Origin of the sequence: Leifsonia sp. YAF41, assembly GCF_052113185.1 — a bacterium.
GTDB lineage: Bacteria > Actinomycetota > Actinomycetes > Actinomycetales > Microbacteriaceae > Cryobacterium.
Map to the genome: position 1 here is coordinate 23,511 of NZ_JBFRCS010000011.1, position 21,600 is coordinate 45,110.

Genomic DNA, 21,600 nt, shown 5'->3' on the forward strand with positions numbered 1-21,600 from the left:
GAAACAAAGGGCCCCGGCATCTGCCGGGGCCCTTTGTCGTTGCGACGCGCGTGCCTCTACTCGGTAGGCTAGATCCGGATGTCGCAGCGAAGCTGGTGGCAAGCGGACGACTGAGCAGATGAGGGGGAGACGATGGCAAGTCGGCTGCCTTCTGCCCCGCCGGTGATCTCCGGCTACACCTACATTCGCCCGCTGGGCACCGGCGGATTCGCCGACGTTTTTCTGTTCGAACAGGACCTGCCCCGCCGCTCGGTCGCCGTGAAGGTGTTGCTTCACGACATCGTCGACAGCGACGTGCTGCGCATGTTCAATGCCGAGGCCGATGTCATGGCCCGGCTGAGCTCTCATCCGTCGATTCTCACGGTCTACAACGCCAGCATCTCCGCGGATGGCCGCCCATACCTGGTGATGGAATACTGCCCGAGCTCGCTTTCCGGCCGATTCCGCCGCGAGGTGTTGCCGGTCGCCGAGGTCTTGAACGTCGCAGTGAAGATTGCCTGTGCGCTGGAGACCGCACACCGCACCGGCGTGCTGCACCGCGACATCAAACCGTCGAATATTCTGACCACGTCGTTCGGTACCCCGGTTCTCGCCGACTTTGGTATCGCCACCTCGCTCGCCGCCACCCAGCAGGAGCAGCTCTTTGCGATGTCGGTGCCGTGGAGCGCCCCGGAAGTCGTGCGCGAAGAAACGACCGGAACCGTGCAGACCGAGGTGTGGGCGCTTGGAGCCACCATCTATTCGCTGCTTGCCGGTCGGTCGCCGTTCGAAACGACCGATGGTCAGCGCAGTTCTCGGCAGCAGCTGCGGCAACGCATCGTGCGTGCCGGCTACACCCCGATCGGCCGGGCCGATGTCTCCGTCGAACTCGAACGAGTCCTCGCCCGGTCTATGAGCAAAGACCCCGCCATGCGTCAGGCATCCCTGCTCGAGTTCGCGATGGAGTTGCAACGCGTCCAAGGCGAAATGGGAATCCAACCGACGGTGCTCGACATCGCCGCCGACGACTGGGCAGCAGCCGGGACGCTCGTCGACTTCAACAATGCCTCCCTGCGCGGACCGGTGCGATCTGAGGTGGTTGTCCCCTCGAAGCGGATGCGCCGCGGCCGCTCCACCCCGGTGGCTCGATCGCTCACCGATGAAGAGGCCCTGCCGGACAAAGCCGAACGGCCGCAACGGGGATCGGGGCTCCGGGTGGCTCTCTTGCTTTCCGGAGGGCTCATCGTGGGTGCCGGTGCGGCCGTGGGTGTGCTCGTCCTGGCCGGCGTGATCTAGATGACTCGGGGGCGGAGGGTCGCAGAGCGTGGGGGCTCAGAACCACGTCGGCGGGCGGCCTGGATCAAACTCTCGGCGGTTCTGGCGCTGACCGCGCTCTGCGTCGGCACGGCCATTGTCGCCGCCGGTTTCGACGTCAAGCAGACGCCGTTGAACGGAAGCTCGATCTGGGCCGTGCAGAGCGGAGCAGGCAACCGCTATGCCAGAATCAACACCGATTTGGCCGAGCTCGACACCATCAAGAGCGTGCGCAGCCCCAGCGGGCTCGTGCAATCGGACACCGCCACCCTGCTCTTCGCCCAAAATTACGAAAAAGTGGTCGACGTCGATCCAGCGCGTCCGGCCGACCTCGGCGACGATTCGTCGAGCTACGCCAACACCCCAGCCGGAACGGTTCACGTCGTCACCTCTGACACATCGATCGGATATCTGACCAACACCGGAACGGTGTTCGTCGCACCGATCGTCGACGGCGCCGCGGCTGTGCCCGTTCAAATCGATCCCTACGCCGATGCCGCCACGGCCGGCGGGGACGACACGTCTCGCTTTCGAAGCGACGCGATCGCGATCGGGACCGACGGCGTGCTCTACAGCTATTCGCTGGCGACCAGCACCGTGTTGCGCTACCAAATTGACACGCAGCGTGTGCTTGGCGAAGACCCCGTGCCCGCCGCTCCGACGGATGCCGGAACCCAGCTGACCGCCGTCGGAGACACGTGGGTGCTCGCCAGCGCGACCGGCGACACTCTGTGGGTCAAGGATCGACGCCCGGTGGCCACGGCACTGACCGAGGTCTACCTGCTTCAGCGACCGTCGGCGTCCGCACAATCAGTGATCGTTGCCGACGATTCCGGCCTTGTCTCCTTCTCACTCTCCGACGGGTCGGCGACCCGCCGGGTCGGCACGGAAGGGAGCCGACTCGGCACTCCTGCTGTGCCGACCAGTTTCGACGCTGCACAGTATGCGGCCTGGGTGCCGGCGGCCGGTACGGCCGGAACCCTGTGGAGCAGCACGCAGGGCGAACGCAGCCTTGACTTCGCCGGCCAGAAGCCGAGTGGCGACCCGGTTCCGGTTTTCCAGAGCAATGGCCAGCGCATGATCCTCAACGACACCGAGAGCGGCTGGGTCTGGACGATTCCCGACGGCGCCCTCGTGGCCAGTTCGCAGAACTGGGGGATCGCGACCGAGCAGCAGCAGCAGAAAGACAACACCGTCGACGAGGTGGCCCGGGTTGTCGAGCCGCAGGCGCCCGTCGCCGAAGCGGACAACTTCGGGGTGCGCGCAGGGGCATTGGCGACTCTCCCGGTCTTGCTCAACGATCATGATGCGAACGATGACGTTCTCACCGTTGTGCCGGCATCGCTCGGCGGCCTCCCCCCTGAGTTCGGAACGCTGAGTCTGACCGATCAGACGCAGTCGATCACCGTTGATGTGGTTCCCGGCGCCAGCGGCACGGTGACCTTCAGCTATGCCGTCACCGATGGAACCCGACAAGACGGACTGAATTCGGCACCCACCACCGTCACCTTGACCGTGCAGGAGCCGAGCACGAATTCAGCACCCGCCTGGTGCGGGGTCGACGGATGTCTGCGCACCTGGCCGTCGCCGGAGGTCGCCCCGGGCGGAACCGTCAGCGTTCCGGTGCTGCCCGGCTGGGTCGACCCAGAGGGTGACCCGCTTTTCGTCGCGTCGGTGGTCAATCAGTCCGGCGTCGGCTCGGTCAGTGCGACTCCGTCGGGAACCCTCGTCTATCGCCATCCGGACCCCAGCGCGTCCGAGTCTCTGACGGTCTCGATTGTGGTGACGGTCTCCGACACTTTCGGTGCCACGGCCGAGAAGGTGCTGACAATTCTGGTCACCCCGACCCCTCGGCTCACGGTCACACCGTTCGCTCAGGTGTCGTCGGTGGGCGAGCACCTCACGATCAACCCGGCACCCCATCTCACCGGTGCCGCCGGGGTCTATCGCATCGTCTCGGCGACGACCCCGTCGAGCGTCGATGGGGCAACAACCGAGGTCAACAGCGGCAGCGCAACCTTTGACTTCGCCGCTTCGACGCCGGGCATCTACCGCGTCGATTTCACGGTCGCCGACGACCTCAGCGAAGTGGTCTCGTTCGTGCGCGTTGAGGTGTTGGCCACGGATTCGACGAGGCTGGCCACCTCCCCGGTCACCGTTTTCGTCAGGCCGCGGGCGGATACCAGCGTCGATGTGTTCACCGCGGTGTCGAACCCGGCCCGGCGGGTGCTGCTGCTCAGTGAGGCACTCCCCACTCCGATGCCCGGCGCTTCGCTCGATGTCGACGTGGTCGGCCAGAGCCAGCTGCGCGTGCGCGGCACCACCGCCACTGAGCAGCCCGGCAAATTGGGCGTCGTGGGGTACACCGTCTCCGACGGCACGGGCAATCCGGCATACACGGTGCGCGGCTCAGCCACGGTTTATCTGCTTCCGGCATCGGTGCCGCACAGCCCGATCGCCGTCGCCGACCGCATCGTGGTGCGGGCCGGCGCGCAGACCGACATCCCGGTGCTGGCCAACGACGTCGCTCCCGACGGCAACGTGCTTGTGCTGAACCCCGATTCAGTGCAGAACACGTCAGGCGAGGGCCTCGCCTTCGCCTCCGGCGGCACACTGCGCTACCTCGCGCCGAATGCGGCGGGCCACTACGAATTGCGCTACACAATCTCAATCGCCGGGTCACCCGACCTGGTCGACACCGCGACGGTCAACGTGGAGGTGCTGCCGAACGGTGAGAACCGGGCGCCTCTCCCCAACACGCTGACGGCGCGGGTGCTGTCAGGGGAATCGGTCAGCATCCCGTTCGCGGCGTTCGGAATCGACCCCGATGGCGACGAGGTGAGTCTCGATCGAGTGCTGGGCCAGCCGGTCAGCGGCACCGCGTCGCTGTCCGCTGCCGGAGACGCCATCGTCTACAACAGCGTCAAGGGCTTCAAGGGCGCTATCGAGTTCACCTATCGCGTGCGTGATTCCGGAGGAGAAACCGGCGAAGCGCTCGTGCGCGTCGGCGTGCTCGACCGACAGTCTGACCCCAGCCCGATCACGTTCAGCGACTACGTCGAGGTGCAAGTCGGGGCTGGTAATCAGGTCGTCGTCGCGCCGGCCGCCAATGATATCGACCCGACCGGCGGCACGTTGACGGTCAAGGCCGTGCGTCCGGATGCGGTGCTCGGCACCGCCGAATACACGGCTCTCGTCGCACGAATCGGACCAGTCGATAAACACCACGTGGTGTTGACCGCCGGCGAGGAGCCCGGCCTGATGACCTTCGTGTACGAGGTGACCAACGCGCAGGGCGACGTCGGAGTCGGCTTGATCGTGATGCGGGTTGTGCGGAGCTCGGTTCCCGATCATCCGGTGGTCAGCGACACACTCGTGACTCTGGAAAACAGGGCTGCGTTCGCCGATGGCCTCGATGTGGTCACCGACAAGGTGTCCTGGGCGTCGGGCGACGTGAAGGATTTGAAACTCAGCCTCTGGGGAGACACCCACGGCGCGAGCGTCTCCGGGTGGAAGATTCGTGGGCCTGTGCCCGATGAGGGCATACTGCTTGTGTTTGCCGTGACCGGCCCGAACTTCGCTGGTGTCGACGTGACCAGCTACGGGTTCGTTCGGATTCCGGCACAGAACGAGATCATCCTCGCCCTCAAGCAGGGCGGGCCGCAGAAGGTCAAGGAAGACGCCTCGGTCAGTTTCACCATGGCCAATCTGGTATCGACTCCCGAGGGGGAGACCCTGGAGGTCGGAACGGCCGGATTGCGCGCCTCTGGCCAGCGCGCTGATGCGCGTTGCCGGGTCGAAAACGGCACGACCGTCACCTACTCGGCGGGCAAGGGCGCACCCTGGACCGACACCTGCACGGTGCCGGTGCGCGTCGTCGGCCAGGACGAGTACACCCAGCTGCCGGTGCAGATCAGCATCCAACCCCTCGACGCTCAGCCTGAACTCCGCGCCGCCTCCGTCACGCAGAGCCCGGGCGCCGGGGCTTTGACGTACGATCTCGGTCAAATGGTCGTCTGGCCGGGCAAGAACGACCGTTCGTCTCTGGTCTTCGAGACGACCTACAGCGGCGACCAGTTCGAGGTCACCCAGAACGGCGCAAGCCTGAGCATTCAAGCCATCGATTCTGCGCGGCCGGGGCGCGAGAACACGGTGACGGTGCGGCTGTCCGGCCATCCGGAGGCTGCCCCCGCGGTGCTGTCGCTCAAGGTCGGTCAAGCTCCGAGCGAACTGCCCAAGGGAGCGACAGTCTCCCGCGTGTGCTCCCAGGCAACCGGCTCCAGCTGCACCATTGATGTGATCGGTGGCCCCGGTGAGGTCAATCTGTTTCCGTCAACCCCGCTGACCATCGTCTCGGTGTCATCGTCGGCGAACTGCACTGGCGTGAGCTTCAGCGTCGCAGCGGGCAAGATCAAGGCCGCCTGGGCTAGCGACTCGGCCGGTGGCACCTGCTCAGCCAGCTTCGTCGTCGCCGACGCCCAGGGGCGACAGAGTGCAGGAGACCGCTCGGGGTCGGTCACCCTCGATCTCCAGGGTTTCCCTCTCGCGCCGAACTCGGTCACCCAGGTGGCGTACGACGACGGTTCACTCACTCTCGCGGTCAATCCCGGCAACGCCGCGGCCTCCTATCCCGCCCTGCAGGGCTTCACCCTGTACCGCGGGGGAACAGAGGTCGGCTCCTGCGACGCATCCGGGAGCTGCACGCCGCTGACCGGGCTGACGAACGGCGACAAACAAAGCTATGAGGTGCGAGCCCGCAACGCCGTCGGCTCCTCGCTTCAGGCAGTCGGCGTTGTCGCCTGGTCCTATGGGGTTCCGGGAGTCGGAACGGTGAAGGCGACGACCGTTTACGACCCGAAACGCACCACGGCGACCGCGGGCGCCGTCGATCTGAGCATCGAGAACACGGATGCCGCCACGCGCGGCTACCTGATCAACGGAACCCAGGAGGTGCCTCGCAGCGCCAGCGGCCGCGGCATCACGCTCGCCAAGCTCAGTCTCCCGGTCGGCCCGAATTCGATCAGCGTTCTCCCGCTCAGCTCATTCGACCGCCCCACCGGCACCGGACCGGCCGACAAAGCAGCCCAGACGACGGTGAAGGCCGCCGGATCGCCGTCGATGTCGAAGGCTGCCGTCGACCCGGTGGTCACCGCCAATTCGATCACGGTGACGCCGCCGGCCCTCGAACCGAACGGCGGTACCTCCGAACCGGTGATGTACGCCGCCACCCCTGCGGGAACGAAGTCGCCCACCTGCGAGATCGACGATAAGGGTGGAAACCTCGAGGTCTCCGGCGGCACGACCTCGACCACGATGAGTGGGCTGGACTCAAACCAGGTCTATGTCGTCACCGCCTGCTATTCGAACGGATTCGGCGTCGTGCAGGCCGAACTCGGCAGCGGCTTCACCTGGAATGCCCCCCCGGCCCCGACGGACTACACCTTCGTAATCTCCGACAGCTCCGGTGGCGAATACACGGCCAAGGCGCCGACCTCCCCGACGGGGCCGCCGAATGGATTCAGCGAATCGATCGAGAACCCCGCCGAAACGATCTGGGGAGCCGACCCGGGAATCCGGGTGAAATTCTGCTCGACGCTCCGTCCGGACATGTGCGGCCCGTCGAGTGCGGCCAAGCCGGCAGACGCGGCTCGTGCGTGGCAGGTCAGGGTCGACGCCGTCACGGTGACCAGCTGCATCCCGGGCGACGCGCTGGGCCTCGGCGTGGCCGGCCTCGGAACGGCCCTCACGGCCACGGCCCGGCCGACCTCGGCCGAGTACTGGGTGCCGACACCCCCCGTCGTTCCGGAGGATCCCGCAGCTCCGCTCGGCGAGTGGGTGGCCGGTAACGGGCCGACCGTTCCCGTCGGCGCCACTCTGGTGCGGAACGTCGGCTGGACGGTCACCTTCGACGGCGCACCGCAGACCAAGAAGCTGCAACCGTATTCGGGATCCACCGCCGCTACGCTCGAGTGCGGTTAGAACAATGAGAGAGACAACACAACGATGACACTCGCACCGGATGAATCAGCCTGGTTTGCTTCGACATTTTCGGCGATGGTCAGCAACGTCGAACGGGTCGTGCTGGGCAAGCGGCATGTCATCGAACTGGCGTTCACCGCGATGGTCTCCGAAGGGCACCTGCTTCTCGAGGACTTTCCCGGCACCGGCAAGACCTCCCTGGCCCGTGCGATGTCGCAGAGCGTGCAGGGCGTGAGCTCCCGCATCCAGTTCACCCCCGACCTGCTTCCCGGAGACATCACAGGCATCACCGTTTACGACCAGAAGAAGGGTGAGTTCGAGTTTCACAGCGGCCCCATCTTCGCGAACGTCGTGCTCGCCGACGAGATCAACCGGGCAAGCCCGAAGACTCAGTCGGCGCTTCTCGAGGCCATGGAAGAAGGAAAGGTCACCGTCGACGGCGTCACCCGGTCGACGGGCTCCCCGTTTCTCGTCATCGCTACCCAGAACCCGATCGAGCAGGCCGGCACCTATCGTCTGCCCGAAGCCCAGCTTGACCGGTTCATGATGAAAACCTCGCTCGGTTACCCCGACCTCGCCAGCACCATCCGCATTCTCGAGGGCACGAGCGTGGCTCACCACGATCTGTCGCCGGTGATCACTCCGCAGGTTCTCGTCGGGATGAGTGACATGGCCCGGACGGTGTTCGTGCACCCACTGCTGTTCGACTACATCGCACGCATTGTCGAGGCGACCCGCAGCGCCCGCCAGGTACGCATGGGCGTGAGTGTGCGCGGCGCACGCTCGCTGACCAAAGCGTCGAAAACGTGGGCAGCGGCCCAGGGGCGCACCTATGTCACTCCGGATGATGTCAAAGGTCTCGCCGAGCAGGTGCTCGCGCACCGCATCGTGCTGGATCCTGAGGCCGAGTTCGACGGCGTCACCGCGAGTGCCGTCATCGGCCAGATTCTGCTCGACATCATTCCTCCCAGCCGAAGCGATCTGATGTGACCTTCGAAACCGATTCGCGATCGCACACCGCCACCTCCGAAAACACCTCAACCCACACCCGCTACTCGAGCACGCGATCCAGCACGCTCATTGAAGCGGTGGTCTGGTGGGTCAGGATCTGGCGGGCAGCGCGCGCATACAGCCTCACCGCCGCGCGCTGGGTGCAGGAGACTGTCACACCGGCGGGTTGGGTCGTCATTGCGGTGATCGCGCTGTTTCCCATCGGGCTCGTCTTCGGCTGGGCCGAATTCATCGTGGCGGGCAGCATCGGAATGGTGTTGCTGCTCCTCGCCCTCCCGTTCCTCCTCGGCGGTCGGGCCTACAGCGTGAAGTTCTCGATGCCGGTCGACCGGGTGGTGGCCGGCGGTGAGGTCACCGGCACGCTGCGGGTCACCAACGTGTCGTCGCGGCTGGAACTGCCGGGTCGCATCGATGTGCCGATCGGGCAGGGGCTCACCGACGTTCACGTGCCGCTCATGCGTGCCGGGGCGGTGCACGAAGAGCTGGTTTCTGTGCCCGCTTTCCAGCGCGGAGTCATCGATGTCGGTCCGGTGACGACAGTGCGCACCGATCCACTCGGTGTGTTGAAACGTGAAGTGGCCTGGGCTGATATCCATCGGCTGTATGTGCACCCGGTGACCGTGTCGATTCCGAGCACCAGCGCCGGATTCGTGCGCGATCTGGAGGGAAACCCGACGAGCGACATTGTCGACTCCGACATGTCGTTCCACGCGATTCGCGAGTATGCCTCGGGCGACGGTCAACGCAACATCCATTGGAAGTCGACGGCGAAGACCGGAAAACTCATGGTGCGCCAGTTCGAGGAAAGCCGCCGGTCGCGCCTCGCTGTCGCGCTCAGTCTCCGTGCCGACGAATATGCGACGCCTGACGAGTTCGAGATGGCGGTGAGTGCGGTCGGTTCGCTGGGTATCCGTGCGATCCGCGACGGCAGAGACGTCGCAGTATTCACCAGCGACGACATCCCCGAGTTCACGCGCGGCTCAATACGCTCGATTCGCACACTCAACGTGGTCTCGACGCGCACCCTCCTCGACGATCTCAGCGCGGTATCGTTCAGTCAGAGGGCGATGCCGATTGAGGATGTCTGTCTGTTCGCCTCGCAGGTGATCCCCGATATCTCGATCGCGTTCGTGATCTGCGGGTCGACGATGACGGCATCCCGCATCCACTCACTGGCACTCAAGTTTCCGCCCTCCGTCTCGATCGTCGCCGTGCTGTGCGACCCGACGACGGAGCCGAGGTTTCGGCGTCTCGCCGGAACCGGTGTGCTGAACATCGCTGTGCTCGATGACTTTCGTTCGCTGCTTGCCCGGAAGGCGGGCTGATGCGCACCACATCGGTTGTGGCGAAACCTCGGCGTTTCGGCTTCGTGCTGATCAACGCTCTCTTCGTGTTCGGCATGGTCGCGGTCGGGCTCTGGGCGGCCTGGCCGATCTACCAGAGCGACTACTTCTTCGTCACCGCCGGCGGTGCAGTGCTGGCGGCCACGGTCATCGCCGCTGTCGGGATGCGTCGGTCATGGTCGTGGTTCACCCTGCTGCTCGTCACAGTCGGCGTCTACCTCGCGCTCGGTGTGCCCCTGGCCATCCCCGACGCCCTCACCAGTCTGCCGGCGTTCGGCAGCGGATTTGTGAAGCTTGTTGCGGCGACGGCGTTGAGCTGGAAAGAACTCGTCACGATCTCGATACCGGTCGGCAGCTACCAGACCATGCTCGTGCCGCTTCTCATTCTGACGCTCGGCGTCACGACGGCCGCGTTGTCGCTTGCCTGGCGTGCCGAACGGCTTCACGCACTGGCGATACCCGTGGTTTTCGTGCTTCAGCTCTTCGGCCTCGTGGCCGGATCAAGTCGAGTGAGCGACGAGCTGACGCTCGGGTTGGTGACCATTCCGGCCCCGCGGGAAAGCCTCATCGGTGTGGCGGCGTTTCTTCTCGCGGTTGGATTTCTGGTTTGGCGCGCGTACTACGCCCGGCAGTCGGCGCTGCGTCAGGCAACCCAGGCGACGGGCGTTCGCCGGATTGCGCACGGCTGGCTTCCGCGTGCACGGCGCGGCGCACTGGTCGGGGGAACCCTGATTCTGGCGACGGTTCTGGCGGTGCCGCTCGTCTCGTCCGTGGTCCGCCCGGCGGAACGAGACGTGCTGCGCACGGGTATCGACCCTGCCGTGACGCTGCGCGAGTATGTCAGCCCACTCAGCCAATACCGCGGCTACGTGACCGGTGATCTGTACAACACCCCGTTGTTCACCGTCGCCGGGGCGAGTGCCGACATCTCCCGACTGCGGATGGCCGTACTCAGCCATTACGACGGCCAGGTCTTTCGAGTCGTGGACCCGGTGACCGGAGACAACGACCAGTCGACCGCCTTCGCTCGTGTTCCGGGAGTCCGGGAGGTCGGGGCGACCGGCGGAGCTGCTGCCTCGGCCACCATCACCGCCGGTTCCGGTGCCGACGTCTGGCTTCCGCTTTCCGGGTCACTCACCCGGATCGACTTTTCGGGGCCGCGCCGCGACGCGCTGACCGATGCGTTCTATTACAGCGACAACACCGATGCGGGCGTCGAGTTGCAGGCGTTGGCCCCGGGTGACAGTTACAGCTTTGAAACACGGATCGACACAAACGCAGCACCTCTGAGCTCGCTGAAGCAGCCCTCGACGGGCGGAGAGTTGGTCGATTCCGCGCTGATTCCCGACAGCCTGGTGAACTGGGTTCAGGCACAAGGGGTCAGCGCCGACGGCGCCGGGCTGGCCGAGTTGATCACCCGGCTGCGAGAGCGGGGCTACCTCTCGCACTCGCTCGATACTCCGGCGGCGGGGAGTGGTTGGGCGAGCGAATTGGCGGGCTACAGTTTCGCCCCGTCATTGGCCGGGCATTCGGTCGACCGCATCGACAGCCTGTTCACGTCACTGCTCGAGAAGCAAACAGCGAGCGGCTCGGCCGACAATGCGAAACTCGTCGCGGCAGTCGGTGACGATGAGCAATTCGCCGTTGCCGCGGCGCTGATCGCGGCACACCTGGGCTTTCCCGCCCGGGTCGTGCTCGGCTTTTCGCTCTCCAACCCTGACAGTGACCCCGATGCGATCCCGGCGTGCTCCGGCGGTGTCTGCGCCGGCAAGAACCTCACCGCGTGGCTTGAGGTGCAGGGTGCCGACGGACGGTGGACGCCGGTGACGGTGACGCCGCAACACGACAACCCGCTGGCACCGAGCGACGAACAGCTGCGTGATCCTCAAATTCCGACCACCGTGCTGCCGGCCGAAGCCTCGGAGCAGACACCGCCTGAGGCAAACCCGACAACCGGAGACGCGACGACGACGAACGACAAACCGGATGTCGCTGATCTCGGCTGGTTGGTCGGCATCCTCAAAGCTGTGGGCATCATCCTGCTCGCGCTGCTGATCCTGCTCACCCCGGCGCTCGCGATTCTCGGTGCCAAGAGGCAGCGTCGTCGTGAACGAAAGCGCGCGCGCGGCAGTGCTGCACAAATCGCCGGCGGCTGGGACGAGTATGTCGACACGGCAGTCGATCATGGGCTGGCGGCACCGGCCAACCTGACGCGCACCGAGCTCGCCGCCCTGCACCAGAGCGCCCGCGGCGCCGTCCTCGCCACCCTGGCCGATGAGGCCGTTTTCGGTCCGATTTCACCCGTGCAGGCCGACAGCGACTCATTCTGGGATCTGGTCGACTCGGAGCGGGACGCACTGGGCCAGGACGCGACGCGGCGCAATCGTCTGCGAGCAGCGCTCTCGCTGCGATCGTTCGCGCGGGTCCTGGGCCCGCAGCGGAGTGTGCGGTTCGGTTACAGTGGTTGGGGTTCGCGTCGGGTACGACGCAGTAGTCGCGGAAATGGGGGAGCGTCGGTCGCACGACCGGCGCGTAGCTAGATGGAGAATTCAACGGGAGTCATCGTCGCGGCCATCGCGGTCGCGGCTGTGCTCAGCATCGGTCTCTACATCTGGATGGCCGCCGCGCTCGGAGCCGTCTTCGCGAAGATGGGCGAACCACGCTGGAAGGCCTGGGTACCGATCCTGAACGCCGTCACGATCTACCAGCTGGGTGGATATTCGGGACTGTGGGTGCTCGCGCAACTGCTGCCGCTGGTCAACTTCGTAGCAGCCGTGTTCATGATTCTCGCCCTCCTCAACATCAACCGACGATTCGGCCACGGCGGCGGTTTTACCGTGCTCGCCTTTCTCGTGATGCCGGTCTGGGCCAGCATCATCGGATTCGGGCGGGCGACGGTGATCGACCTCGACGACGAGCGCGACCCGGCCCCGGCCTTCGTCCCGTCGCTCCCGCCGGTGCGGTGGGGCGGCCCGCCTGCTGCCGTCGGGCAGCTGTCCGTTTCGCCGACGGCGACGGCGACTCAGGAGCTGACTCCTGCTCCGATGCCGGCACCGATGCCGGTCGCGACGCGTCCGCCAGAGCCGGTCGAGTTCAGTGCGCCGTTCGAGCCGGTTGACGAGCTGGAGATTCCTCTGTTCCTTGAGACTCCCGTGCCCGTGCCCGTGCCCGTTCAGGCCCCGACTCCCGTAGCAGAGCCGCTGTTCGTGCAGCCTGATCCCGCACCGGCCGTGCTGCCCGTGCCGCCGGAACCGACCGACGCCCTGGTCTCGCCGGTCGCAGAGAGTCTCTGGGCTCCGTCGGGAATCACGTCGGCTCCGGTGTTCAGAAACCAATCCGATTCCGACGTGGTCGACGGCGCCACCGTCATCACAGGCCGCACACCTCTCTTCGACGAAGACGAGAACGACTTCGATGCCACGGTGATTTCCGCTCGTCGAGTGCAGCCGTGGGTGTTCGAAACCCACGACGGACAGAGGGTGTCGCTGACGCATCCTGTCGTGCTGCTCGGACGCAACCCGTCGCGTGGCCGCACGCACCCGGATGCCCAACTGGTCGTCGTCGTCGACGCCGGCAAGACGGTGTCGAAGACTCATGCGCGCCTCGAACTCGTCGATGGCACGTGGACGATCACCGATCTGCACTCGACGAACGGCGTCATCCTGCTGGGCGACAGTGGGCACGAGATCGAGCTTGACGCCGGTGCCAGCGGTGCGGTGACCGACGAATTCTTGCTCGGCGAGCTGCCGGCCCGGATCTACCAGGAGCGGTAGAGATCGTGTCCGCTGCTACCCCGCCGTCCGGCGACGCTGACGGCCCTGACGACACTCGGCTGGTGCGCCGGGATGGTGGTGAGGACACTCGATCGAGTGACACTGCGAACGACCAGACCAGGGTCGTCGATCGTCGTCCCGTCGGTGACACTCGAGTCGTCTCGGACGACGAGGCGACCCGGCTGAGCAATCGGACAACGGATCCCGCCCACGAAACTGACCCCGATCGCACGCAACTGAGCACGCGATCGCCGGGAGAATGGCGGAAGCGGAGCCGAGTGCGTGTTTCGCCCGCAGTCCCGGTGACCCCGCCGGCCACGCCCGCTTCGGCCACGAAGGCCGCGGATGGCAGCGGTGCGGCGTGGACTGGCGTCTCCCGGCCGCCCGATGCCCCGGTCGGATCGATCACGAGCTACGGTGTGCGCGCTCCTGAATCATCCGCCGCGCCGATTCGACGCATCGAGCAGAGCGCCGTAGAGCCCGAGGTCGTGCTGCCGGCGACGGCAGAGCAGATCAGGCACGCCGACAGCGCACATGCACGACGTCGAGGCCTGATGGCAATAAGTCTTGTCGTGCTCGCAACGCTCCTCGTCGCGGGCCTAGCGATCGTTGCGATCTCGGTCATCTCCAGCCTCTAGCCTCGGCGCCCGGAGCTTCTTCGGCCCGGCGGCCGTTCGGTGGTCGAGCCTGTCGAGACCCGGTGGTCGAGCCTGTCGAGGCCCGGCCGGGTGGGTCAGCGGCCGGGTGGGTCAGCGGCCGAGGGTGGTGTGGGCGCGGTGCTGGTTGGCGGGGAGCCAGTCTCTGCCGAGTCCCAGCCAGGGTGGTGCCTTGATCTGCACGGCGCCGTTGAGGATGCGGATCTGCCAGCCGGAGGTTTCGATGGTGGAGTGGTGGTACCAGCAGAGGGCGACGCCATTGTTGACGGTGGTTGTGCCTCCGTGCCGCCAGGGGAGGACATGGTGCAGTTCGGCCCAGCCGGGCGGTGAGGTGCAGCCGGGGATGATGCAGCCGCCGTCCCGGGCGATGATCGCCTTGCGTTGCCCGGAGGAGAAGAAGCGTTGTTTGAGGTCGAAGGCGACGATTTCGCCGGCGTCGTCGGCGAAGACGATCTTCTGCATCCCGCCGGCGCAGACCAGGCGTTGCACGGTACTGATCGACAGGGGCGCCTCGACGCCGTCGGCCCAACCGACCCCGGTGCCGTCCAGCAGGTCGGTCGCGTTCACGTGCACCATCACCAGTGGTGCCGCCCCGCCGAGTTTGGGTGTGCCGGCGTCCCGGGCGGCGGCATCGAACACCCCGCGGAGGATGTCGGCGCGTTTCTCGCCGCCGGTGCGGGTGTCGAGCGCCTCGAGCTGGTCGGCGCCGGGAATGACCTCCCCGGCGTCGATCCGGACCTGCTCCTCGGCCTCATGCGTGGCCTGTTCCTCCGCGGTCGGGAACCGGCCCGGCTCCGCCGGAACCGGCTGCGAATGAGCACTCAAGTACGTGTCGAAGATCCCGTTCATCACCCCGCGGAGCTCCGGAGTGACSCCGCCGCGGAGCGGGTAGAGTCCGTCGCGGAATGGGCCGAAGCCGACGGTGCTGCGGGCCGCCATCACTGTCCCCTCGGCCGGGGCGGTGCCGTCGGGGTCGAGGAGCGCCTTCCACTGCAGCACCTGCCCGCGGATCAGGTCGGCCGGGAACGCGAACCCCGCATTCGGCAGGCCCTCGTTCTCGGCCGTGATGGTGCCGGTCGCCGAGGCGACCAAACCCCGTTCGGCCGCATCGACGGCGTCCGGGGCGAGAAAGCTGGGCAGGTCGGTSAGCCCGGTGACGATTTGTTCGGCGGCATCGACCCCGATGATCCCGGCGGTCAGGGCGGCGGCGACGACCGGGAACCGGGCTGGCAGGGTCGCSCCGACCACCTGGGTGATCCGGGTCTTCGCACCGAGCCTGACCCGTCGTTTCGCCTCCCGGGCGGACACCCGGGTGACCATCGTGATCAGGTCGGTGCCGGTSGCACAGCCGCGCGTGCGCGCCAGAGACTCGTTCTGGGTTCGGGTGTCCGAGCGCGCATCGACATCGGCGGCCAAGGCGACCCGGCCGGCATCCACCAGGCGGCCGATGCCCTCCATTGCACCCAAACTGCCAAGAACGTCATCGTCGGACAGTAAATGGGACTGAAGTTCGGCCATCACGTCGATCAGAATCTCCTGGACCTGCGTCATGACCGCGGTCACCGGAGTGTCGGTGGTCGGGGTGATGATGAGGGAAACAGGCTCTGATTCCATGCTTCAATTCTCTCAAAACAGGAACTGGAATACGAGCATTTCTCAGGATCGGTGGATAACTTTTCTAACGTATGTTCTGTGGAGAAGCGCGCCCTCGAAGCGGTCCACTCAGATGAGCCCGCCGACTGCACGCAAAAAGGTGAGCGTTGATCCGTCGCCGACGGTGAGTTTGTTGAGGGCCGCGTTGAACACGGCGCCCTCGTCGGCTGCGATGTGGGATTCAAACGCCGCTTGGTCACGATAGATCTCGTAGACGAAGAAGCAATCGGGCGCGTCGACTTTGCGATACACGTCGAAGACTAGATTGCCGGGCTCCGCACGAACTACGTCAGCGAATGCAGCGATCAACTTCTCGACTTCACCCCCGCGCCCCGGAACGGCCGCGAACTCTGCAGAGAGGGCGACCGTTCCGGTTGAAACTGGCGTGCTCACGCGCGCTGCGCCCCGGTCATAATGGCGACGGCATCCGTCATCGAGTGCGACTGCGGAGTGATTGTGGCCGCACGCTTGCCAAGACGCTGAATGTGGATGCGGTCGGCAACCTCGAACACGTTCGGCATGTTGTGGCTGATCAGAATGACCGGGATGCCTCTGTCGCGCAGTTTCTTGACCAGCTCCAGCACCTGGTTCGACTCCCGCACTCCGAGTGCAGCGGTCGGCTCGTCGAGCACGACGACCTTGGAGCCGAACGCGGCGGCACGCGCCACGGCGACAGCCTGGCGCTGGCCGCCGGAAAGGTTCTCGACGGGAACGGTCACGTCTTGCAGCGTGGTGATTCCGAGCTCGTTGAGCTCGGCGCGAGCCCGTTGCCGCATGCCCTTGGTGTCGACGATGCGGAACAGCGAGCCAAGAACACCTGCCTTGCGAATCTCGCGTCCGAGGTACAGGTTCGCGGCGACATCGAGCGCCGGCGAGACGGCGAGGTTCTGGTACACGGTCTCGATGCCGGCGGCGCGCGCGTCTTGCGGGCGCTTGAAACTGACCCTCTGGCCCTCGAGGAAGAGCTCACCTTCGTCAAGGATCTCGGCCCCCGTCAGGCACTTGATGAGTGTCGACTTGCCTGCACCGTTATCTCCGATGATGGCGAGAACCTCACCGCGGTAGAGCTCCAAGCTCACGCCATCGAGGCCGACGACGCGACCGAAGGTCTTGACGAGGCGCTTGGCCTGGAGGATGGGCGTGCGGGATTCTGGGGCCGCGACATCGTCTGCCTGCTGGGTGGGCGTGCTGAGGGTCATTTGCGTACCTTTCGAATCCACTGGTCGACCGAGACCGCGACGACGATGAGCACACCGACGGCGAAGGTTTGCCAGAGCACGTCAAGCCCGGCGAGGGAGAGGCCGTTGCGAAACACGCCCACGATGAGCGCACCCAGCAGGGTGCCCCAGACGGTGCCGCGGCCGCCGAACAGGCTGGTTCCTCCGATCACCACGGCGGTGATGGAGTCGAGATTGAGGTCGAGCCCGGCGTTCGGGGAAGCCGCATTGCTCCGGCCGATCTGAATCCACGCGCCGATCGCGAGGATCGCACCGGCGGCCAGGTACACGCTCACCAGCACTCGGTTCACACTGATGCCGGCAAGACGCGCTGCCTCTTTGTCGTCACCGACCGCGTGGACGTGACGCCCCCAGGCCGTTCGACCGAGAATGAAGGCGACGATGATGTAAACCGCGAGCATCAATACCACGCCGATTGTGAAGTTCACTCCTCCGACCTGGAAGGTCTCGCCCGTCCACGTGAGCAGCGCGGGCATCTCCGCACCACGCACAGTGGCACCGGATGAGTAGAGAAGCGTGAGCGCCACGAAGATGTTGAGCGTTCCGAGGGTGACGATGAATGGTGGAAGACGGAATTTCGTCACTAGGAAGCCGTTGAGGGCGCCGGCGCCGAGGGCAACGAGAAGGCCGGCGGCGAGCCCGAGGATGGCGGGCAGCCCCGCCTGTACGGTGCTCTGGGCGATGACCATGGAACTCAGCACCATGACGGCTCCGACGGAGAGGTCGATTCCGGCCGTCAAGATGATGAGGGTTTGTGCAATGGCCAGCGTGCCGACTACCGCGACCTGTTGGGTGATCAGCGAGAGGTTGGCCGGATTCAGGAAGCGCTCGTTGAGCAGCCCGAACACGATCACCGCGAGCACAAGGACGATGGCCGGGCTGATTGCCGGGTAGCGGTGCAGCGCATTTCGAACGCGGCTGAGGGGCGTCGTGCGGTCGAGGAACTCCTCGGCCAGATCAATCGCTGCGGTTTCTGGTGCAACCGAGCTGGTTTGTTGACTCACGTGAAAACTCCGATGGTTTCGTGCGGTGGTGGTGAGGCGGCGGGGATCGGGGGCCGCGTGGGCGGTCCCCCGAACCCGTTGTACTCGTGGTGAGGAGTGGCTAGCCCCAGCAGATGGTCTGTGCTTCGGTCGAGTCGATCGAGTCGACGCCGGCCTGCGGGTCGTCGGTGACAAGAGCGACCCCGGTGTTGTAGAAGTCGAGGCCCTGGGTGACCTCCGGCTTGGTGCCGTTGGCGACGAGGTCGACGATCGCCTGCACACCGAGTTCAGCCATCTTCACCGGGTACTGCTGGCTCGTTGCGTTGATGATGCCTTCTTCAACCTGACCGACGCCGGCGCATCCGCCGTCGATCGACACCACGATCGCGTCGGTGATTCCCGCCGCCTTGAGCGCCTGGGACGCGCCGTAGGCGGCTGGCTCGTTGATCGTGTAGACGACGTTGATGTCCGGGTTCTTGCTGATGAGGTTCTCTGCGGCAGAACGACCGCCGTCCTCAGCGCCCTGCGAGGCCGCATTGCCGACGATCTCGTACTCGCCGCCACTGTACTTTCCGCTCTCGGCCTCATCGCCGTTCTTCGCGGGATCGGCAAGGTCGATGCCCATGCCGTCGAGGAAGCCCTGGTCGCGGTTGACGTCAACGGAGACGATCTTGTCGTCGAAGAGGTCGATCATGGCGATTGTTGCCTTCTCGCCGCCGAGCTTGGCTGCCGTCCACTCGCCGATGTACTGGCCGGCGAGGAAGTTGTCTGTGGCATAGGTGATGTCAACGGAGTCGGGGTTGGACGGCGCCGTGTCGAGCGCGATCACGTAGAGTCCGGCATCGCGTGCCTTAACGAGGGCGTCTTCGACACCGGGGCCGTTCGGAGTGATCAAGATTCCGGCGTCGCCCTTGGAGATGGCGTTCTCAATCGCCTGGATCTGTGTGTCCTCGTCCCCATCGGTCTTGCCGGCAGCGAGGGTGAGAGTGACCCCAGCCGATTTGGCCGCGGCCTTGGCGCCATCCTGCATGGCGACGAAGAAGGGGTTCGCTGTGGTCTTGACGATGAGCGAGACACCAACGGCGTCTGATCCGGCGTCAGCAGCGGCGCCGGCGGCCTCCGGGGTGCTTGAGGAACAGGCAGTGAAGGCGAGCGTTGCAATTGCCGTGATCGACCCGGCCGCGAGAAGGCGCTTGGCGAATCGATTGTTTGGTGTGCGATTCATCGGTGAATCTCTCCTTGGTTTGAAGGGAGTTCAACTCCCTGACAACGATGTCATAGGTAGTTCTATGTCATGGATACTGTTAGAGTCAAGTCCATTCAGCACATTGGAGACATAAACGTGACATCGTTGTCAAAACATCTTCCTGAGCCGCACCACACGCAGCCCCGGCCGACGATGAAACATGTCGCCGCACTCGCCGGCGTGGGAATCAAGACGGTGTCGCGCGTGATCAACGGCGAGCCGAATGTCTCTGAGGCCACGATCGAGCGCGTCATGACGGCAGCGACGAGCCTCAATTACCAGCCGGACCTGCACGCCGGAAACTTACGCAGAGCTGACGGGCGCACCAAAACACTGGGGCTGTTGGTCGGTAGCGTCGCCAACCCCTTCTCTGGTGCACTGCACCGCGCCGTCGAAGAAGCAGCACTCGCGCGCGGCATCGCGGTGTTCGCCTCCAGCCTCGACGACGACCCCGAGCGCGAGGAGTTAATGGTCGACGCCTTTCTGAGGCGGCGGGTCGACGGACTGATTCTCACGACCGTCTCCCGTAGCCAGGCCTATCTCCTGCCCGAATTGCGCCGGGGCACCCCTGTCGTCTTCGTCGACCGCGAGCCAGCCGGCGTCGAGGCCGATGTCGTGGCGAGTGACGGCGCGGCCGGTGCAGCGACCGCCACTCGGCACCTGCTCGAGTACGGGCATCGCCGCATTGCCTACCTCGGCGACCGCGTCGATATTCAAAGCGCCAAGGAGCGCCGCCGCGGCTTTCTCGACGAGCTCGGCCGCGCGGGCGTTGCAACCTCGGACATCCCCGTAATCGACGGCCTGCACGATGAGGAGACGGCGCGCACCGCACTGCTCGCGCTGCTCGACTCGGCGGCCCCTCCGACGGCGGTGTTCAGCAGCCAGAACCTTGTCACGATCGGGGCGGTACGCGCCCTCCGCGAGCGCGGCCTGCAACACCGCGTTGCCATTGTCGGCTTCGACGACATCCCTCTCGCCGACCTGCTTGAGCCCGGCATCACCGTCGTCGCCCAGAACCCCCAGCGCATCGGCGAACTGGCGGCCGAGCGCATCTTCGCTCGACTCGATGGCGATGAGTCACCGGCACACAACTTCGCAGTGCCGACCCAACTCATCACCCGCGGGTCTGGGGAGATCACCCCGTCATGAGCACCGTCTCCCCCACAGCCGCACACGTCGTCGTGATCGGCGACGCGCTGATCGATCGCATCGTCGACGGCGACGAGCGACGGGACTTCGTTGGCGGCGCCGGGCTCAACGTTGCCGTCGGCCTCCGCACACTCGGGGTCACCACCACCCTTGTTGCGACGCTGGGGGCGGATGCCGACGGCACTCGCGTGCGGGAGCACCTCCGCGGCCACGGCGTAGCGCTGCTCGCCTCGCCGGCCGCGCTGGGAACATCCGTCGCCCACTCCGAACGCGTCGACGGCGAGCCGCGATATGCCTTCAACAAGGCTGCCCAACAACGCGAGGTCACCTTCTCACCGGAGGTCTTGGCCGCCATTGACGCCGCAACGCTCGTCGTCGTCAGCTGTTTTCCCTTCGACAACCCCGCGCAATCCGCGTTACTCACAGCGAGCATTTTGCGACCAGAGGCTCGTCTGGTACTCGACCCGAACCCACGCGCGGGCATGCTCAGCGACAGGGCGGCGTTCGTGAAGAACTTCGAGGCGTTGGCCGGCACGAGCCTCCTCACCAAGGTGGGTGACGAAGACGCGCAGTTGCTCTACGACTCCTCTCTGGCCGAGCTACGAGACCGATTGATTGCAGCGGGAACACGAACGGTTCTCGCCACAGCGGGCCGTGAGGGTGCGACGATCACGACGTCCACCGGCCTCACCGCTGCATCCGGAATCACCGAAATGCCTGGCGAGGTGATCGACACGATGGGGGCAGGCGACGCGACTCTCGCGGCGGCGGTCAGCGCCCTCGTTCATGACGGAATCCCCGTGCACGAGGAAGGCTGGGTTCGCCTGCTCGGACACGCCATGGACACCGCGGCTGCAACCTGCCGTGTCGAGGGCGCGCTTCTGCAGCCGCACCCCGGATCGCTGCGACAAGAGTCACTGTAATCACCCAGCCCACCGCGAATTTTCGCGGACCAACGGAGCCGGGTGTCGGCAAAACTCAGCCGATCGCATCCCCCGTGTCGAGGTTCCTCCAGAACGTCACTTCAGGCGCGGCCGTTGCGCCCGATCTCTCGAGCATGCCGCCGATCTCAGGACTCGCGTCGAAGAACCGACGGAACGACTCTTCGTCCGGCCACTCGTCCACGACGAGAATCTCCTTGTCGTTTCCGTAGAAGCGGTGGGAAATGACACCGTGCTCCTTGGCCTTTGCGAGGATGCTCTGCATCGACGCGTCGTCTTCCTGCTCAACCTTGGTCGCATCCCCTGCGACTCTCATCGTCACTATGACGCTCATG

At 65.7% G+C, this 21,600-nt stretch carries 15 protein-coding genes; 9 read left to right on the forward strand and 6 right to left on the reverse strand.

From position 1 onward, the window contains the following. Nucleotides 1–132: 132 nt before the first annotated feature. From AB4Y63_RS13755 to AB4Y63_RS13785, 7 genes are all read left to right on the forward strand, one after another. Entirely contained in the window at nucleotides 133–1,275 is a 1,143-nt protein-coding gene (locus AB4Y63_RS13755; protein WP_441791627.1) for a serine/threonine-protein kinase, read from the forward strand. Continuing rightward, complete coding sequence (locus tag AB4Y63_RS13760) at nucleotides 1,276–7,272, forward strand: Ig-like domain-containing protein (protein WP_441791628.1); 5,997 nt, start codon at nucleotides 1,276–1,278, stop codon at nucleotides 7,270–7,272. It begins immediately after the preceding gene. A gap of 24 nt (nucleotides 7,273–7,296) precedes the next feature. Beyond that, nucleotides 7,297–8,262 (forward strand): AAA family ATPase, encoded by a 966-nt coding sequence (locus tag AB4Y63_RS13765; RefSeq protein WP_441791629.1) that lies wholly within the window; start codon nucleotides 7,297–7,299, stop codon nucleotides 8,260–8,262. Further along, entirely contained in the window at nucleotides 8,259–9,608 is a 1,350-nt protein-coding gene (locus AB4Y63_RS13770) for a DUF58 domain-containing protein (RefSeq protein ID WP_441791630.1), read from the forward strand. The genes AB4Y63_RS13765 and AB4Y63_RS13770 overlap by 4 nt, the downstream gene beginning before the upstream one ends. Then, nucleotides 9,608–12,166, forward strand: coding sequence for a DUF3488 domain-containing protein (locus AB4Y63_RS13775; RefSeq protein WP_441791631.1), 2,559 nt, complete (start codon nucleotides 9,608–9,610; stop codon nucleotides 12,164–12,166). The genes AB4Y63_RS13770 and AB4Y63_RS13775 overlap by 1 nt, the downstream gene beginning before the upstream one ends. Beyond that, nucleotides 12,167–13,399 carry a DUF5684 domain-containing protein gene (locus AB4Y63_RS13780; protein ID WP_441791632.1) on the forward strand — a complete coding sequence of 411 codons (1,233 nt, stop codon included), beginning with the start codon at nucleotides 12,167–12,169 and terminating at the stop codon, nucleotides 13,397–13,399. 278 nt (nucleotides 13,400–13,677) lie between these two features. Next, nucleotides 13,678–14,037 (forward strand): hypothetical protein, encoded by a 360-nt coding sequence (locus AB4Y63_RS13785; RefSeq protein WP_441791633.1) that lies wholly within the window; start codon nucleotides 13,678–13,680, stop codon nucleotides 14,035–14,037. Nucleotides 14,038–14,148: 111 nt separating this feature from the next. On the opposite strand, the gene AB4Y63_RS13790 is transcribed toward AB4Y63_RS13785, so the two are convergent. The 5 genes from AB4Y63_RS13790 to AB4Y63_RS13810 all read right to left on the reverse strand — a co-directional run bounded on the left by AB4Y63_RS13790 (nucleotide 14,149) and on the right by AB4Y63_RS13810 (nucleotide 19,154). Then, nucleotides 14,149–15,669, reverse strand: a complete 1,521-nt coding sequence (locus tag AB4Y63_RS13790; RefSeq protein WP_441791634.1) for a DUF222 domain-containing protein — start codon at nucleotides 15,667–15,669, stop codon at nucleotides 14,149–14,151. Between the two features lie 108 nt (nucleotides 15,670–15,777). Further along, nucleotides 15,778–16,101: a putative quinol monooxygenase gene (locus AB4Y63_RS13795; RefSeq protein ID WP_441791635.1), complete on the reverse strand. Its 324-nt coding sequence runs from the start codon at nucleotides 16,099–16,101 to the stop codon at nucleotides 15,778–15,780. Continuing rightward, nucleotides 16,098–16,907: an ATP-binding cassette domain-containing protein gene (locus AB4Y63_RS13800; RefSeq protein ID WP_441791636.1), complete on the reverse strand. Its 810-nt coding sequence runs from the start codon at nucleotides 16,905–16,907 to the stop codon at nucleotides 16,098–16,100. The genes AB4Y63_RS13795 and AB4Y63_RS13800 overlap by 4 nt, the downstream gene beginning before the upstream one ends. Further along, on the reverse strand, nucleotides 16,904–17,950 hold the full coding sequence (locus tag AB4Y63_RS13805) for an ABC transporter permease (protein WP_441791637.1): 1,047 nt from the start codon (nucleotides 17,948–17,950) through the stop codon (nucleotides 16,904–16,906). Before AB4Y63_RS13805 ends, AB4Y63_RS13800 begins: the two co-directional genes overlap by 4 nt. A gap of 100 nt (nucleotides 17,951–18,050) precedes the next feature. Next, complete coding sequence (locus AB4Y63_RS13810) at nucleotides 18,051–19,154, reverse strand: substrate-binding domain-containing protein (RefSeq protein WP_441791638.1); 1,104 nt, start codon at nucleotides 19,152–19,154, stop codon at nucleotides 18,051–18,053. A gap of 117 nt (nucleotides 19,155–19,271) precedes the next feature. Here AB4Y63_RS13810 and AB4Y63_RS13815 point away from each other — a divergent pair, with 117 nt between their 5' ends. Together AB4Y63_RS13815 and AB4Y63_RS13820 are read left to right on the forward strand one after the other, a co-directional pair. Continuing rightward, nucleotides 19,272–20,324, forward strand: a complete 1,053-nt coding sequence (locus AB4Y63_RS13815) for a LacI family DNA-binding transcriptional regulator (protein WP_441791639.1) — start codon at nucleotides 19,272–19,274, stop codon at nucleotides 20,322–20,324. Then, entirely contained in the window at nucleotides 20,321–21,247 is a 927-nt protein-coding gene (locus tag AB4Y63_RS13820; protein ID WP_441791640.1) for a PfkB family carbohydrate kinase, read from the forward strand. The genes AB4Y63_RS13815 and AB4Y63_RS13820 overlap by 4 nt, the downstream gene beginning before the upstream one ends. Nucleotides 21,248–21,302: 55 nt before the next feature. On the opposite strand, the gene AB4Y63_RS13825 is transcribed toward AB4Y63_RS13820, so the two are convergent. After that, nucleotides 21,303–21,599 carry a hypothetical protein gene (locus AB4Y63_RS13825; protein ID WP_441791641.1) on the reverse strand — a complete coding sequence of 99 codons (297 nt, stop codon included), beginning with the start codon at nucleotides 21,597–21,599 and terminating at the stop codon, nucleotides 21,303–21,305. Between the last annotated feature and the right edge of the window lies 1 nt (nucleotide 21,600).